This window comes from Haladaptatus pallidirubidus (assembly GCF_020700235.1).
Taxonomy (GTDB): Archaea; Halobacteriota; Halobacteria; order Halobacteriales; family Haladaptataceae; genus Haladaptatus; species Haladaptatus pallidirubidus.
Genome location: NZ_CP085302.1, coordinates 471,119 through 485,569, shown reverse-complemented (window position 1 = coordinate 485,569; position 14,451 = coordinate 471,119). Strand labels below are relative to the sequence as shown.

11 protein-coding genes and 3 pseudogenes are annotated in these 14,451 nt (G+C 53.5%); 7 read left to right on the top strand and 7 right to left on the bottom strand.

Going from position 1 to position 14,451, the window contains the following annotated elements; genetic code table 11:
* Window positions 1-242 precede the first annotated feature (242 nt).
* Window positions 243-1,233 (top strand): annotated as a pseudogene (locus tag LIX15_RS23345) (ammonium transporter); the annotation flags it as partial.
* 514 nt (window positions 1,234-1,747) lie between these two features.
* Here LIX15_RS23345 and cobA read toward each other — a convergent pair.
* The 3 genes and pseudogenes from cobA to lrp form a co-directional block, all read right to left on the bottom strand.
* Window positions 1,748-2,590 (bottom strand): uroporphyrinogen-III C-methyltransferase, encoded by an 843-nt coding sequence (gene cobA / locus LIX15_RS23340; protein ID WP_227777182.1) that lies wholly within the window; start codon window positions 2,588-2,590, stop codon window positions 1,748-1,750.
* A gap of 131 nt (window positions 2,591-2,721) precedes the next feature.
* Window positions 2,722-3,103, bottom strand: a pseudogene (fer, locus tag LIX15_RS23335) (ferredoxin Fer).
* Window positions 3,104-3,348: 245 nt separating this feature from the next.
* Window positions 3,349-3,807: an HTH-type transcriptional regulator Lrp gene (gene lrp / locus LIX15_RS23330; protein ID WP_227777181.1), complete on the bottom strand. Its 459-nt coding sequence runs from the start codon at window positions 3,805-3,807 to the stop codon at window positions 3,349-3,351.
* A 125-nt stretch (window positions 3,808-3,932) separates the two neighbouring features.
* Here lrp and LIX15_RS23325 point away from each other — a divergent pair.
* The 6 genes and pseudogenes from LIX15_RS23325 to LIX15_RS23300 all read left to right on the top strand — a co-directional run bounded on the left by LIX15_RS23325 (window position 3,933) and on the right by LIX15_RS23300 (window position 11,553).
* Window positions 3,933-4,661, top strand: a pseudogene (locus LIX15_RS23325) (glutamine synthetase beta-grasp domain-containing protein).
* Window positions 4,662-5,215: 554 nt separating this feature from the next.
* On the top strand, window positions 5,216-6,982 hold the full coding sequence (locus LIX15_RS23320) for a nitrite/sulfite reductase (RefSeq protein ID WP_227777180.1): 1,767 nt from the start codon (window positions 5,216-5,218) through the stop codon (window positions 6,980-6,982).
* Window positions 6,983-6,984: 2 nt separating this feature from the next.
* Window positions 6,985-7,281 carry a DUF6360 family protein gene (locus LIX15_RS23315; RefSeq protein WP_227777179.1) on the top strand — a complete coding sequence of 99 codons (297 nt, stop codon included), beginning with the start codon at window positions 6,985-6,987 and terminating at the stop codon, window positions 7,279-7,281.
* Between the two features lie 117 nt (window positions 7,282-7,398).
* The gene (gene nasA / locus LIX15_RS23310; protein WP_227777178.1) at window positions 7,399-9,489 is read left to right on the top strand and encodes an assimilatory nitrate reductase NasA; all 2,091 of its coding nucleotides are present in this window, start codon (window positions 7,399-7,401) and stop codon (window positions 9,487-9,489) included.
* The gene (locus LIX15_RS23305) at window positions 9,486-10,823 is read left to right on the top strand and encodes an MFS transporter (RefSeq protein WP_227777177.1); all 1,338 of its coding nucleotides are present in this window, start codon (window positions 9,486-9,488) and stop codon (window positions 10,821-10,823) included. Before nasA ends, LIX15_RS23305 begins: the two co-directional genes overlap by 4 nt.
* A gap of 130 nt (window positions 10,824-10,953) precedes the next feature.
* Window positions 10,954-11,553, top strand: coding sequence for a molybdenum cofactor guanylyltransferase (locus LIX15_RS23300; RefSeq protein ID WP_227777176.1), 600 nt, complete (start codon window positions 10,954-10,956; stop codon window positions 11,551-11,553).
* A gap of 190 nt (window positions 11,554-11,743) precedes the next feature.
* Here the strand turns inward: LIX15_RS23300 and LIX15_RS23295 are convergent, their stop codons facing one another.
* The 4 genes from LIX15_RS23295 to LIX15_RS23280 form a co-directional block, all read right to left on the bottom strand.
* Window positions 11,744-12,499, bottom strand: coding sequence for a potassium channel family protein (locus LIX15_RS23295; protein WP_227777175.1), 756 nt, complete (start codon window positions 12,497-12,499; stop codon window positions 11,744-11,746).
* 65 nt (window positions 12,500-12,564) lie between these two features.
* Window positions 12,565-12,990, bottom strand: a complete 426-nt coding sequence (locus LIX15_RS23290; protein WP_227777174.1) for an NUDIX hydrolase — start codon at window positions 12,988-12,990, stop codon at window positions 12,565-12,567.
* Between the two features lie 476 nt (window positions 12,991-13,466).
* Window positions 13,467-13,715 (bottom strand): hypothetical protein, encoded by a 249-nt coding sequence (locus LIX15_RS23285; protein WP_227777173.1) that lies wholly within the window; start codon window positions 13,713-13,715, stop codon window positions 13,467-13,469.
* A gap of 208 nt (window positions 13,716-13,923) precedes the next feature.
* Window positions 13,924-14,397, bottom strand: coding sequence for a GNAT family N-acetyltransferase (locus tag LIX15_RS23280; protein ID WP_227777172.1), 474 nt, complete (start codon window positions 14,395-14,397; stop codon window positions 13,924-13,926).
* Window positions 14,398-14,451 lie beyond the last annotated feature (54 nt).

The window sequence follows — 14,451 nt, the reverse complement described above, 5'->3', positions numbered from 1 at the left end:
TCAGCTGGCTAAGTTTCGCGCTGAGCAAGCGTCTCCAAAGCAAGATCGTCGACGAGGCTGCGCGAATGCTTTTCTGAGCTTGTTCGCAGCGTATATTGTTGACTGTCTACGAATTGGCACTAATCTTTTCGATGAGGAGGCCCTTCTGGCCCGTTTGCCCGATATTTCGACCTTCCGTTCGATACAGTGAGACTCCACAGTTTGGCGCGCAGCGAGTACGTCCTCTAGGTAGCCAACGGCTGTACGGGTTTAATGTCGGAACCGCCGCGACGGTTTTTGCTACCGAAGGTGATACGCTCATGCTTGGCGATTTCAGCTACGTTGATCGCATGGCTCTCATTACGACGCTCGAAATGGCCGCTGGGACGCTTGGTGCTGGTGGAATCGCCTTATTTAGAACGGGAAAAGTCGACACACTCTACGTTGCTAATGGCCTACTCGCAGGGCTTGTCGGTATTACTGGGATCGCCGATGCTATCACTTGGCCAGGCGGTATCGTCGTCGGTCTCCTCGCAGGTATACAACTTCCACTCGTTTTTGAATTCGTCGAAAATCGGCTGAAATTTGACGACGTATGTGCGGTCTTTCCAGTTCACGGATCAGCTGGTGTATTGGGAATACTCACATTCTCCTTCGTTTCGACAGAGGGATTCACTGTTGACGCGCTCGCTGCGCAGATGCTTGGTGTTCTCGTAATTACAATTTGGACCGTTGTCGCGACCCATCTCGTATTCACCATCGCGAAGATACTTGGTCAGGCACGAGTTACACCTAAACACGAACGAGACGGACTCGATGTCTCTGAACACGGCATCGATACTTATCCCGAGTTCGGTGGACAGATCCAATCACGGATGGAGGTTCATTCCGAACGGACGGCGGTTTGCCGAACGACGGCGGTATTAAACTGGTCACCGCCATCGTACGCCCAGACAAACTCGGTGAAGCAAAGGAGGCGCTGTCTCAAGCTGGCGCCCCAAGTCTCACAGTAACGGATGTAAATAGTCGGGGTAGTCAGTCTGCAAAAAAGGACAGTGGCGAGTAATTCACTGTCGATCTCCATCAAAAGGTGAAGATCGAATGTATTGTGGCTGATATACCAGCTGACGACGTCGTCGATGTAATCAGCGATGCCGCATATACAGATAAACCAGGCGACGGTAAATATTCACCTCGCCAGTATCGGATACGTATCAGGTTCGGACAGGCAACAGAGGACGGGAAGCCGTCTGATTTCCGACCTCTGTCAAACTAAATGACGACTATGAGCATCAGTAGTTTTACGGCATTCACGTTCACCTGAATTTCGCCAGAAACGGAAGGGTAACTCCTTCAAGACGATTGAAGCTGACCTCCGTGACAAGTCACTAACCCGGCCGCCTCTACTGGAAAGGAAACACCACACGACGGATGTATCGACATTCAACTAGGTGGATGCCTTTTGGGTGATTGAGCAAGTCTACCGATGGCAGTAGCTAGTTAATGAAGTTACGATCCGTGCAAACGCCACGAAACAGGGATTATCGAAGATCGGATGGCTTCATTAACTACGTTGGGGAGAATTGTACGTATGCGCTCAGTAATATCAATATATTTAATAAAAATTTCTATTTATGTTCCAATTCGGATGAAAAATCATCAGATTTTGATCCGTACTCTGTACTATGGAACAACTACTTGTTGTGGTTGAGCAGCCCGCTGCCGAATTAATCGTTGACTGTACTGGACTTTCTCATCATATACTCCATTACTTCTTATTTCCACTCCAGACTAGAGAATATATCTGGTTACGATAGTGCATTGACTGGGGGACGGATTCGTCTTGTCTGCAATCTGCGATCTGCTCACGAATCGAAACGACATCACCAACAATAGTGACTGCAGGTGGGTCAACACCGACGTCGCGACTTTGCTTAACGATTGTGTCGAGCGTCCCGCTTACCGTGAACTCAGTTGGCCGGGTTGCGTTCTCAACGATTGCAACGGATGTCTGAGTAGGGACGCCTTCTGTACGCAATCTGTCAATATTGTCGGCTAGATGACTCACGCCCATCAGGATGACGAGCGTGCCACCAGCCACAATATTGTCAGCGATGGCACTCCAATTGAGGGCGCTTTTATCCTTTGTCGGATCTTCGTGCCCAGTTACGATTGTGAGACTGGATGCGTATTCGCGGTGGGTTACAGGGATACCTGCGATACTCGGTGCCGCGATAGCACTCGTGATCCCTGGGACGAACTCACAGGCAATTCCCGCGGCAGTGAGATGCTCAATCTCTTCACCACCGCGAGCGAACACTGCTGGATCACCACCTTTGAGCCGGACGACGTCCTTCCCTTCCTCGGCTTTCTGAACCATGAGGTTGTTAATGGAGGTCTGAGTCGTCCGTTCCCCGTCCGACCCCGGCCTCTTCCCGACATCGATGACTTCCGCGCTGGCCGCCGCTCGATCGACGATCTCCTCGCTTGCAAGTGTGTCGTGTAACACCACGTCGGTGTCTCCCAAAAGCCGTGCTGCTTTCATTGTTAAAAGATCTGGATCACCTGGCCCGGCGCCAACCAGGTAAACAGTTCCTGTCTCTATTTTCACGTTATCAGTTCCCTTTCGAGGTTGTTTCGCGAGCCCTTTCTGATCTACTCATTGAACGACGGGGTGTAGTTTGAACGTCAGAACTTGATCCATTCTGAAATTCATTTGTCTCTAGAGTTACAACCAGAACATTAAATGACACGATTTTGCAGGTGATCGAGGTGCTTCGCGTTGTAGACGATCCGCACTTCGTCGGTAGCCGCGCTACCGATGCAGGTCAGACGAACGTTCTTCTCCTCGACCTCCTCCTCACTGAGGATCTGCTGCATGTCCATGTCGATTTCACCCTCGAAGAGGATGGCTGCGCAATTCGCGCAGGCACCGGCGCGGCACGAGAAGGGCCCCTTGCGCCTCAGCGGCCTCGAGGATGTACTCGCCCTCGTTGACGTCGAGCGAGCCATAATCCTCGTCGTCGAAGTCGGCGGCGGCGGCCTTGTCGAACAGGTCATCGTCGTTCATATCCCAGCCCTGGTCGTCCAGCACGTCGTAGTTGAGGTATCCTATAGTCGGCATCGTTCTAATATCTCCCCTCATCAGTATAAAATTACTCATATGAGCATATATCGCAAGGAATGGATTCTATCTACCCACATACTAGCTATATTTCTGTAATTATTGCCACTTATACCGGGGAAAAGAGGAAATTAAAAATCGGCTACGATGCTTTAGTTCTGCAGCGACATCTATCATACAGTACTGATTGACGGCTAATCTGTGAAGGTGACTATGGTCACCCCGCAAATCTTCACGTATGGGATTTAGTCGTTGATGTCAAGAGTGAACTGTTCATGTTCGCTAGCAGCATTGAGGACGACGCTCGTATTGCTCTCTTTAATATCTTGATCGCTGAGTAGAGTCTTGATCTGGTTGTTCATCCCATCGGTGTTAGTGAATTTTCCGATAGTGATGATGTCATAGTTGCCAGTCACCTCGTAGACACTGATCATCTGAGTATGCTCCCGGAGTCGGTTTGTAATGTCCGGGAGTGCGTTCCCTTCCACTTTGAGTTGAATAATGGCGGTCACATCGTAGCCCACTGCATTGTAATCCACTTTTGGTGAGTATCCCTGAATAACACCGGTGTCCTCCAAGTCGCTAAGATGGTTCGAGACTGTTGTCACCGACACGTCGAGATCCTCGGCGAGATTCCGGAGGCTGATCCGTCCGTCGTCAAGTAGACCATTTACGAGCTTCAAGTCGAGATTTTCGTACGTCATCGTGTCCCTCAAGAATCTCCTTACTATAGAATTTTACGGATGTCCAGGAGTAATCCATAGAATAAGAATTGCACAAACCCATTGAGCTTTTATAGTAGATGATTTAGCAGTGACTATCAAGAAAGATGACGAACGGGAAGCTAACATCAGTTAGAGAAACCGAGCTTACAACAGCGGAACAGGATATCGTTGATGCCATCGATACACACAACGCCGACATCATTCGGCTCCAATTTACGGACATCACAGGAACGGACAAGAATGTCAGTATCCCAGCGTCACAAGTCGAAAAAGCATTCAAAGAGAAAAATCTGGTTCGGCGGTTCCTCAATCGAGAGATTCATCCGAATCCAGGAGAGCGACATGCGGCTCGAACCCGCCCAGAGACACTTGCAGTACCGCGTGGCAATCAAACGGCGATTCTACGAGCACCCACCTTATTTGTGACGTTGTAAACACCGACGGCACCCCATTCAAGGGTGACGGCAAGTGTTAAAGAGCGTTCTCGCGGAAGCAGAGCATGGGTTACACCGTCAGCTTCGGTCTCGAACCCGAATTTTCCTGTTTGAGACGGATGAGGAGGGTCGGGCGACTACCACGCCACACGATCCCGGCGATCCTGTTCGTGAAGATATCTATGAGTTCGACGATGAGAAGCGCGAGGAGTACGGGATCACGACTCTCCCCGGCAGTCTCGGCAAGGCGGTTGACGAGTTCGAGTGCGATGGAGTGATTACGGAGGCACTGGGAGAACACGTCACCGAAAAGATTGTCGAGGCCAAGCGGGCGGACTGGGCTGATTACAAGACCCACGTCAGTATCTGGAAGAACGGCGGTATCTCGAAAAATTTTGACCGAGGGAGCTTTACTACTCTAATATAAATTATGTTTTCAACCATGAGATATTACTCCGACATGTCGGACTCGTACTGGCGGTGTCGCAGGCTCTGCTATGGTTAGCTATCCATCCGTCTATCAGTTCGCAGTAGACTCTCGAATGAGCACGCTTGTGCCGAAACTGGCGTTCCAGTGCGAGTCCACGCATTCCGATAAGTTGCGTCATCTATATGATAACATAGAATCATATTTTAAAGTTAGTTATCCAGGGAAAACGTCGAAACCGGGATTAATTACCTGGATAATTGATTCAAACAGTATTTATTTAGAGATCCCTTGCTGCCATACAGTACCTATGTATAGATTATATATTAAATTTCTCTCGCACTACTACAGCCATTTGGGCTATATTTCCGCTACTATCTTTGATATCGGTTATAATTGTGAGAATATTAGGGCATATAAGCAATAGCCTTTTGAAACAGTTCACTTTCATCGATATACGCTATATGGGCTACAAACAACCAATTAGTAGAATAGTAGATGGACATTCATAAACTAAAAATCGAAAATGATACATACAAAGGAAAATTACAAAGCCGAGATGTACGGTGATGAGGTTCGCAAGAAAATTCTCGAGTTCGCCGAGCATGGCTGGGACACTATCCCCAACGAAGAGCAGGAGAAGTGGTTCACACGGTTCAAATTCTGGGGAATTTTTCACCAACGGAGCGGTCAGGAAAGCTACTTCATGATGCGCCTGACCAACTGCGGTGGCGTGCTCGAACCCAGTCAGTTGCGGACTATCGGAAAGGTAGCGAACGAATATGCCACCGGCCCCGTTGAGAACCCAGAGTTCGGTGACGCATGGATCGACTTCACCACGCGCCAATCCATTCAACTCCACTGGATTAATCTCGAAGATATCCCAGAGATCTGGGAGCAGCTCGAAGCAGTCGGTGTCAGTACGCGTTCCTCAGGAGGGGACACTATGCGCAATATATCCGGCTGTCCAGTTGCAGGAAAGGCTGATGAGTACGCCGAAAGTCGAGAGTTACTCGATGAAATTCAGGCAGGCATCCGTGATGACGATGAGCTCTGTAACATGCCTCGGAAGTTCAATATCTCCGTCACTGGATGTCGCCAAGGCTGCGCCCAAGACTCAATCAATGATATCGGACTCGAACCCGCTCACAAGTTCATTGGCGACGAGGAAGTCAAGGGATTCAACGTTCGTGTCGGTGGTGGCCTTGGCGGACGCGAGCCACGTCGCGCTCGGTCACTCGACCTGTTCGTCCGCCCGGAGAGAGCATACGAGACGGTCAGGGCCTTCGTCGAACTGTATCACACGGAAGGGAATCGTCAGAACCGCTCAAAGAACCGTGCTCGCTTCTTCGTCGATGAGTGGGGTACTGACGCAGTCCGCAAGGCACTTGACGAGCGTCTTGACTTCGACCTCGAACACGCCGGTACGAACTTCCGGGGAGAGTATACTTACAACGCCGGCCGTCCCACACAGCGTGGCGCACATGATCACGTCGGCGTCTACGACCAGAAAGACGGGATAAATTATGTTGGTCTCTCGGTGCCGGTCGGTCGGCTCCCTGCAGAGGAGGCGATTGAATTGGCTAACCTTGCCGAAACATATGGTTCCGGGGAAGTCAGGCTCTCTCGTCGGCAGAATCCGCTGATTATGGATGTCCCCGACAGAAACATCGCGGCCCTACTTGACGAACCGCTGCTGGAGAAACACAAGCCCGAACCGAATCCCTTCACCCGTGGGGCGATAGCCTGTACAGGCACAGAGTTCTGCTCTCTCGCGTTAACGGAGACGAAGGCACGGATGGCCCGTTTGCTGCGTTGGCTTCGGGACAACACTGATCTCCCCAAAGATGTTTCCAGAATCAAGATCCACTACTCCGGCTGCACAGCGGACTGTGGACAAGCGATGACAGCAGATATCGGTATCCAAGGGATGCGTGGTCGGAAGGACGGTGAGATGGTTGAGGCGCTCGATATCGGCGTCGGCGGGGGGATTAGCGAGAATCCCACATTCATTGAATGGGTTCGTCAACGCGTCCCAGCCGACGAGGTACCGGGCATGATTCGCAACCTCGTCGAGGCCTTCGCCGCCCTTCGGGAACAAGGACAGACCTTCCGCGAATGGGTTGATGCCACCGGCCACGAGACGATTGTCGAACTCGCCATGCCGGAAGAGGTCGAGGGCTATGAAGATCCTTGCTTGAACGATGCCAAACAGTCGTGGTATCCGTTCGATGATGAACCAAGTCCTGCACCGACCACACCCGATGGAATACCGGTCGAGGAGGACGACTGACGATGCCTGGACGCGTGCTCGACGTGACCGCGTACACGACCCTCGATTATGTCGAGGTATCAGTTCACGGTTCTAACTGGAGTGAAGAGGGAACGACCGTACTTGATGTGCGGACGTCGAAAGACGACCCCGATACCGTGGCGCTCGACCTTGAACTCGATTCGACGGCCGTAGCGCACGTCAAACCTCACGCCCAAAGCGTCTCCCTCACGAACGAGCAGCCGTGGAGGTTGGTGAAGGCACCGGAGGAGGCTATCGAGGGTGACAGAAACAAGCGTCCTGCTCGGTTGCGGGGATAGTCGGAGAAAAGAAATGAACGAGCGATTACGCGACACAACCGCACCAGCGACTGGAGTACTGTCTTCCGGCCTCAGAAAATCGGATCAAATCGACGCTGAACGGGAGGGACGTCTGGCGTGACTGACTGGATTTCGACGACGTGTATGCGATGTGCAGTCGGGTGTGGACATGTCCAGCGCGCTGTTGACGTGGGGTACGGCCTCGACACAGTACGGGGTGATCCGGCTCATCCAGTAAACCGTGGCCTTGCCTGCCAGCGCGGTGTCAATGAGACAGCCAATCCCAAGGGCAAGTGGCTCACCCAGCCCTTAATCCGTCAGAACGGCGAGCTTCAGAAGACGACCTGGGATCTCGCACTCGCCACGATCATCGAGAAGTTCGATGATGTTTTGAGCAGAGACCGGGACGGGATCGCCGTCCTAGGGAGCGGCCAGCAGACTAACGAGGCCGCGTACGCGCTGGGCAAACTCGCCCGTGGCGGCATCGGAACTCAGTATTACGACGCCAACACCACCCTCTGCATGGCGAGTGCGGTGACTGCTTACTACGACGCGTTCGGCAGCGACGCACCGCCCCCGACCTACGACGACATCCCCGACGCGAAACGCCACGTCGTCTGGGGCGCGAATCCAGCCGTCGCCCACCCCGTGATGTTCCGATGGATCGTCGACAGTGCTGACGACGAGGACAGTACAATGCTCGTCGTCGATCCGGTCGAGACGGAGACTGCGGAGGTAGCCGACGTCCACATCAGCCTCGATCCGGGCGGCGATCTCGACCTCGCTCGTGCGATCCTCGCCTACGCGGTCGAAATTGGTCGCGTCGACGAAGACTTCGTTGGTGAGGCGACAATCGGCTTCGATGAACTGTGCGCCGGCTTGCCCGACCCCAAGACGGCGGCCGACCGCGCGGGCGTCTCCTTCGAGACCGTGGAGACGCTGACGGCGGCGTTGGGGGAGCGAACGCTAATTTACTGGGGGATGGGCGTCAACCAGAGCAACCAGGGTACTGACACCGCTGGTGCACTCATCGACTTGTGTCTCGCAACTGGAAACATGGGACCAGGGAGCGGTCCGTTCTCACTTACGGGGCAGGCAAACTCGATGGGGACGCGGGTTTGCTCCTCAAAGGGGTCGTGGCCCGGCCACCGCGACTTCGAAGATCCCGAAGAGCGAGAGACGGTTGCGGAGACATGGGAGATACCCGTAGAACGCCTGCCAGAGGACTCGGGGCCGGGGCCCGTTGGAACTATCGAAGCAATTGAAGACGGTTCCGTTGAGGTGGTTTATGCGGTGGCGACAAATCCCGTGGCAGGCATGCCCGATGCCTCAGACACAGCCCAGAATCTGGAGGATGCCTTTCTCGTGGTTCAGGACGCCTTCCGGACAGAGACAACCGAGTTCGCAGACATCGTCCTTCCGGCAGCGACTTGGGGAGAATCGAACGGAACTGCAATCAACATGGAGCGAACGGTGTCGAGAGTTCGCCCAGCGACTGCTCTCCCCAGTGGCGTCTGGACGGATCTCGACATCATCACCACCCTCGGGAACGCGCTGGCTGACGACCTGTTTGGCGACGCCACAGCCCCTGAATCAATCTTCGCAGAGTTCGCTGCCCTGACCGAGGGCACCCTCGCAGACTGTTCAGGCATCAGTTATGACCGTCTAGAGGAAGATCTCGCCATCCGTTGGCCAGCGCCTGACACCGAGACGAGCGGGGGGTATCGGTACTACGAGGACGGCGACTGGTCATTTCCAACACCCTCAGGCAAAGCTCGGTTTGTCGGCGGCACGGGGAGGAGGTTACCTGAGCCGACAGACACGGACTACCCGCTCACGCTCACGACCGCTCGCGAGGCTGACGGCTACAACACGGGCGTGCGATCGCGGGAGTCACCTGACGACCCTGGGCCGCTCGTTGCCCGCGTTCATCCCGAAACGATTAATGAACACGTCGATGGAGAAAGAGATGACGAGAACACTCTGGTTTGCATCAAGTCACGGCGGAGCAGCGTCCGGGCGCGAATTGAATCGGACGACACAATTCAGCCCGGGCTCGTGTGGCTGCCGATCCATCATCCGGCGACGAACAAATTGACGATTCCCGAGACCGATCCACGGTCGGATGAACCAAATCTCAAGCAATGTGCGGTTCAACTCACAGCCGACCGTACCGTGATGAAAGTCGCCGGAGGTGAGCACGTGTGACGAACAAGATTGAACAACTGGTCATTGCTACCGTCGGCTTCTTCTGGGCCTTTCTCATGTGGTTCTCGACAGCAGCCTTCAGCCCGAGCATTGGCGAGTTCTACGGCCTGACGACCGGCCAGCTTGCCCTGCTCGCGAGTTCGGCCATCTGGCTTGCACCCCCTGGGAGGGTACTCGCAGGGTGGGCTGCCGACCGAATTGGCGCGCACAACGTCTTTGCGATCATTCTCGCGTACTCGGGTATCATGAGTATCGCCTCCTCCTTCGCCGCGTCCTATAATGTGCTCTTCGTCGAGCGCCTAATCGTTGCCTCTGCGGGGATTAGCTTTGTCGTTGGCATCCAGCACGTCGCCCAATGGTTCGATGAGCACGAAATCGGGACTGCAGAAGGGCTATACGCTGGAACCGGAAATGCCGGCGCAGGTGTCGGTGCGCTCCTCCTTCCGCGTCTCTACAAGACAAATTTCTCGGATGCCTTCCTCCACCTCGGAATTGGGGCGCTCCTCATTGCCATCGTCTACAAGTGGCGCGGCGAACCGGCACGAGATATCGAAACTGCCCAGACGGCGAAACAGAATGCCTCGCTTGGCGATACTTTGTTCGTCTGGACGCGCTACGCCGCGATTGGCCTCATGCTGGCCTACGCCATGTCATTCGGCCTGGAAATCGCCATGAACTCGTGGCTTCCAAGCTACTATACCCGAGGCTTCAGAGGGGCGCTCGGTAACCTTGGCTTCACGGGAACGGCAGCGATTCAGACCGCGGCCGGTACCTTCGCCGCGGTTCAGTCGTTCAACGCATCGCTCTTTCGACCGTTCTCGGGATACATGTCTGACCTCTGGCAGCGCAAGGGATGGACGCCCTATCCATTCCTTTCAAAGACCCAGAACTACTCGCCACGCGTCCACTGGTTGATGACTGCGCTAATCCTCATCACACTCACCATGATCGCGCTCACCCTCATTGGATTAGCGGGAATCCTGCCGGCGTCCGTCGTCGTACTCGCAATCTTCGGTGTCACCGTCAGCTTCGGAACCGGCGGCGTCTTCGCCATTGTACCCGTTCTCTTCAAGGATCGCCCCGGTACGGCCTCCGGATTCATTGGTGGGATCTCCACCAGTGGTGGCATCGTGTATCCCCTCGTGTTTGGCTACATGCCGAACATCCATCTTGGCTACGTGACCGTCGCGCTCGTTTTCTTCGTGCCGTTCATTCTGTTCTATGTGTGGGCAATGCGCTACAAGGGCGACCCCCGCGAGCACGGTATTGGTTCCGCACATCGGTGGCTCAGCGATGACAGCAAACCGACTCCCCCTCTTGGAGGTGACGACTAATGGCGGGGTATGATTCATGGTATATGTGGGGACAGATTGTCCTCTACGCCGAAATGGTAATCGCGGTACTCCTGACGGTCTTTGCACTATACATGGCGTTCTCCGGACAGGCTGGGTTCCTCACGTAACCATGCGATCGGGAATCATCGTAGCCGGCGGGCGTTCGGAGCGCTTTGGCGAGCAGGACAAGGCTCTGGCTGAATTCGACGGAGAGCCGCTGGTGTGTCAGGTTGCCGAAAGCGTGGTCGAGGTCGTTGATGAACTCGTAGTAAACTGTAGAACGGAGCAAGTTGGGGCAATCCGGCGCGCCTTCGACGATGTGGCAACCGACCTGTGCTTTGCAATCGACGAGGTTCCCGATCGCGGTCCGGTCGCAGGGATGGCAAAGGGGCTCGAGGTCGCGAATGCACCTGTCGCCGTTGTAACGGCCTGTGATATGCCAACCCTCGATCCGAACTTTCTCGAATTGCTGTTCGACGATGCCCGTAATCATGCAGGAGCCGTCCCGATCTTCGATGGCTACAGACAGCCTCTCTGTGCAGTCTATCATGTGAAATCAGCAATTGAGACTTGCTACGCCGCCCTTTCCACGAAGAAAGACGGATTCCACGATGTGCTGGATCGTCTCGATCCGGTCGTCATCTTGGAAGAAGAAGTGCGTGAGCGAACAGACGCCACTACGTTCAGAAACGTGAATACACAAATCGATCTCAAATCATCGACTTCATAACTCATCCTGGGTGAAGAGCAAACGACAAACAATGTACGCCACCGCCTCGGTCTCAACCTCGGGTTTTGCCTAATCAATATCGAAGTGCAGCAGTGCGTATTCGTGGACGAGTGACGGCCTGTTCGGCCGAATCGTGGATGAGGCGTTCTGAGTTAGAATCGCCATCCCTCAGGGTGGATGGAGATGTCACTCAGAGATTCGTGCATACTTGTTCACCGCTCACGACTTCCGGGATGACGACCTCGTCTGCACCCGCGCGACGAGCGAGCGCCTCATCCCGTTGGTCGCCCGCCCGGACGACGAGCGTGACCGTCGGTGCAAGCTGGCTCGCTGCGATGGAAATTTGGATGTTTGCGTTCGAGTCGTCGATCGCTCCGATGACTGTGTCCGCCCGCTTGACGCCCGCGTCAGTGAGCGTCTCTTCACGGCGGGCGTCACCACTTACTGCGAGTACCCCATCGTCAATCGCCCGTTGGTACTGTGCGTCCTGTTGTTCGACGATAACCACCTCGCGATCTGCGTCACGGAGCCGGGCCGCGATGGTTTTCCCAAATGTCCCGTACCCACAGATAATGATGTGGTCATCGAGTTCTTTGATGTTACGTTCGAGTTGCATCTGTTTGAGTTCCGTCTGTATCTGTCCGCCAAATGCTGCCGAAAACAGTGTTTCACCGATCCAGAGACTTGCAACAATTAGCCCGGAGAGGATCACGATTGCATAGGCTTTGATGAATGTCGCCGGTCCATCGTGGTTCTGAAAGTGGAGTTCGATGCTCGTGGGATCGAGCAGCCAGAACAGTGCATCCACGATTCCAACGCCGTCGAGTGTGCTAAATCCGACCATACCCGCGACAACAATGAGTGCAAACACCACAACGGGTCGTAACATCCGGCGGAGGAGAGGTCGATGGGCGACGGCGCCAACGAGAGTGCTCGGTCTGTTCATACTCCTTCCTCGTACAGTATTTGTGGATTCGATGATGGCCGCCAATCGAGAGGTCTCCACGACATTTATTCAAGGAGATGAACGTAGTCATCTAGTGCCAACGCGAATTCGGATGACGATGGAAGTTCGATCCACGAGAATTTGAACTCGAGACCTTTTTCATCGCCGTCGCCGGTGACGGTATGCGTCCAGTGGTCACGTGGCTCGTGGACGGTTGTGTGGAAAAAATGCCGGACATACCGTTTGGGCGGTGATTGGCGGCGTGTCCACACGTCAGTCGTTAGATGCTGCGTTGTACCGATTGCGCCAAGACCGCTTTCCTCAGTAATTTCTCGCAGCATCGCGGCACGAGGGTTTTCATTGGATTCGATCGTTCCTTTTGGCACCTGTAACCCGTCGTATTCAGGGCCTTCAAATACTAGCAGTTCGCGCCCATTACGTGTGATATACGCGCAGGATTTTTGGACATACGTTACTCTTTGCGGTTCCATTTACTTCGTATAACAACTATAGATCTCAAAAGGTTTCCGGTAGGATGGTTTTAGGGATTAAAGGAATACAATCGTATATCGAGTTCGTTTTGGCCCGGTTGGTATGTCTTAGTGATAAAGGTTTTGCGTACATCCCCGCGTCTTCAGGCGCGGTTCGACCGAGAGGCTCGGCCGACACACTACCGTCGATGGGCCTGCCGGAAATCAGTTAGCCAATACGGTTAAGCCTCTGTGTGCCTTGCTTTTGTACGCTATTCTGATGGAGAGAATCATACCAGAGAAAACACGTATATCGATGACTCGATCGGAGATAGGGCCTCAGTAACCAGGCCACAGCCCTATCACAGGAGTCAAACCGAGAGGTTCCTCCAGCATGTTACTAGTTCTTGTGAGAGTGCGTTGCAACCTCGAAGGCTCTGGCCGATATCCCTTGGTGGGATGCCACGCTGGTTACGGCGCGGAGGAGGTCACTACTCTTACGACTTCAGTTGTTGATTTCCTCTATGAATCTCTATAACGAGAGCTCTCATCCCCAGGTACGTTAGTTGGGGGAGGAGATGAGGAACTGTCTCAATAACCTCTTTGGGGACGAAATACATCTTTTCACCACCGAACGAATTTGTTTTCTTCACGAGCACAATCTCCTTATCAATATATTCCATTTCTCCATCCTCTACGAACTTTGCTTCATACTTCGCCAGTGTGCATCCAGTCTCATTCTCCATGAAATCACGAACTGTCAACCATTTTCCATCATTTATCGATATTTGGATGACTTTTACCGTTATAGTCGTCTGTTTGTTCCAATAATAGTTAAATATTGCTACAAGCGAATGAAATATTGGTGGAGTATAAATCTGAGGAATTTTTAAATAGTTTCGACGAAGCAACAACGGAATATCAACATACTCAGGAAACCGAAATGCCGCCATATTACAGATATCGTGACATTCGACGCGTCTGGCCGACTGGATTATCGACGGTGAAGCCGACAGCGTTGTACAGTTTCTGGACACCAATCTTCCGTGATTCGACAGTCAACCAGACTTCGGTGACGTCTTGCTTCTTGGCGTAGCCAAGTCCGGTTTGGAGGAGTTCGAAGCCGATACCTGCCCGCTGGTAGTCTTGGTGAACGAAGATGGCGAGTTCGTGGCGACCAACACCGTCAGGAACAAACATGACGTGTCCGATGACATCGTCACCGTGCCATGCCACAACCGAAATCCCGTTGAGGATGGTTTCTAACCATTCACGAATCGCTGGTTCACCGAACGGGGGTGTCCCCTGGGCACGCTGTGACGGATCAAATGTGGTATACATAGCGATGAGCGATTCAAATGCAGCATCGTCGTAGGGATGAAGCCAAATCTCCTGATCGGTTGCATCAGTAACGGAATGTGGTGGCAACGGAAAGTTAGAGGTTGGGGGATGGGTAAGACGAGAATGCAGGCTTCGGACAGT

Coding starts and splice junctions, on each gene's coding strand:
- lrp (WP_227777181.1), bottom strand. CDS start 3,807: ATGACGTACGAAAATCTCGACTTGAAGCTCGTAAATGGTCTACTTGAC.
- LIX15_RS23320 (WP_227777180.1), top strand. CDS start 5,216: ATGATACATACAAAGGAAAATTACAAAGCCGAGATGTACGGTGATGAG.
- LIX15_RS23315 (WP_227777179.1), top strand. CDS start 6,985: ATGCCTGGACGCGTGCTCGACGTGACCGCGTACACGACCCTCGATTAT.
- LIX15_RS23300 (WP_227777176.1), top strand. CDS start 10,954: ATGCGATCGGGAATCATCGTAGCCGGCGGGCGTTCGGAGCGCTTTGGC.
- LIX15_RS23295 (WP_227777175.1), bottom strand. CDS start 12,499: ATGAACAGACCGAGCACTCTCGTTGGCGCCGTCGCCCATCGACCTCTC.
- LIX15_RS23290 (WP_227777174.1), bottom strand. CDS start 12,990: ATGGAACCGCAAAGAGTAACGTATGTCCAAAAATCCTGCGCGTATATC.
- LIX15_RS23285 (WP_227777173.1), bottom strand. CDS start 13,715: ATGGAGAATGAGACTGGATGCACACTGGCGAAGTATGAAGCAAAGTTC.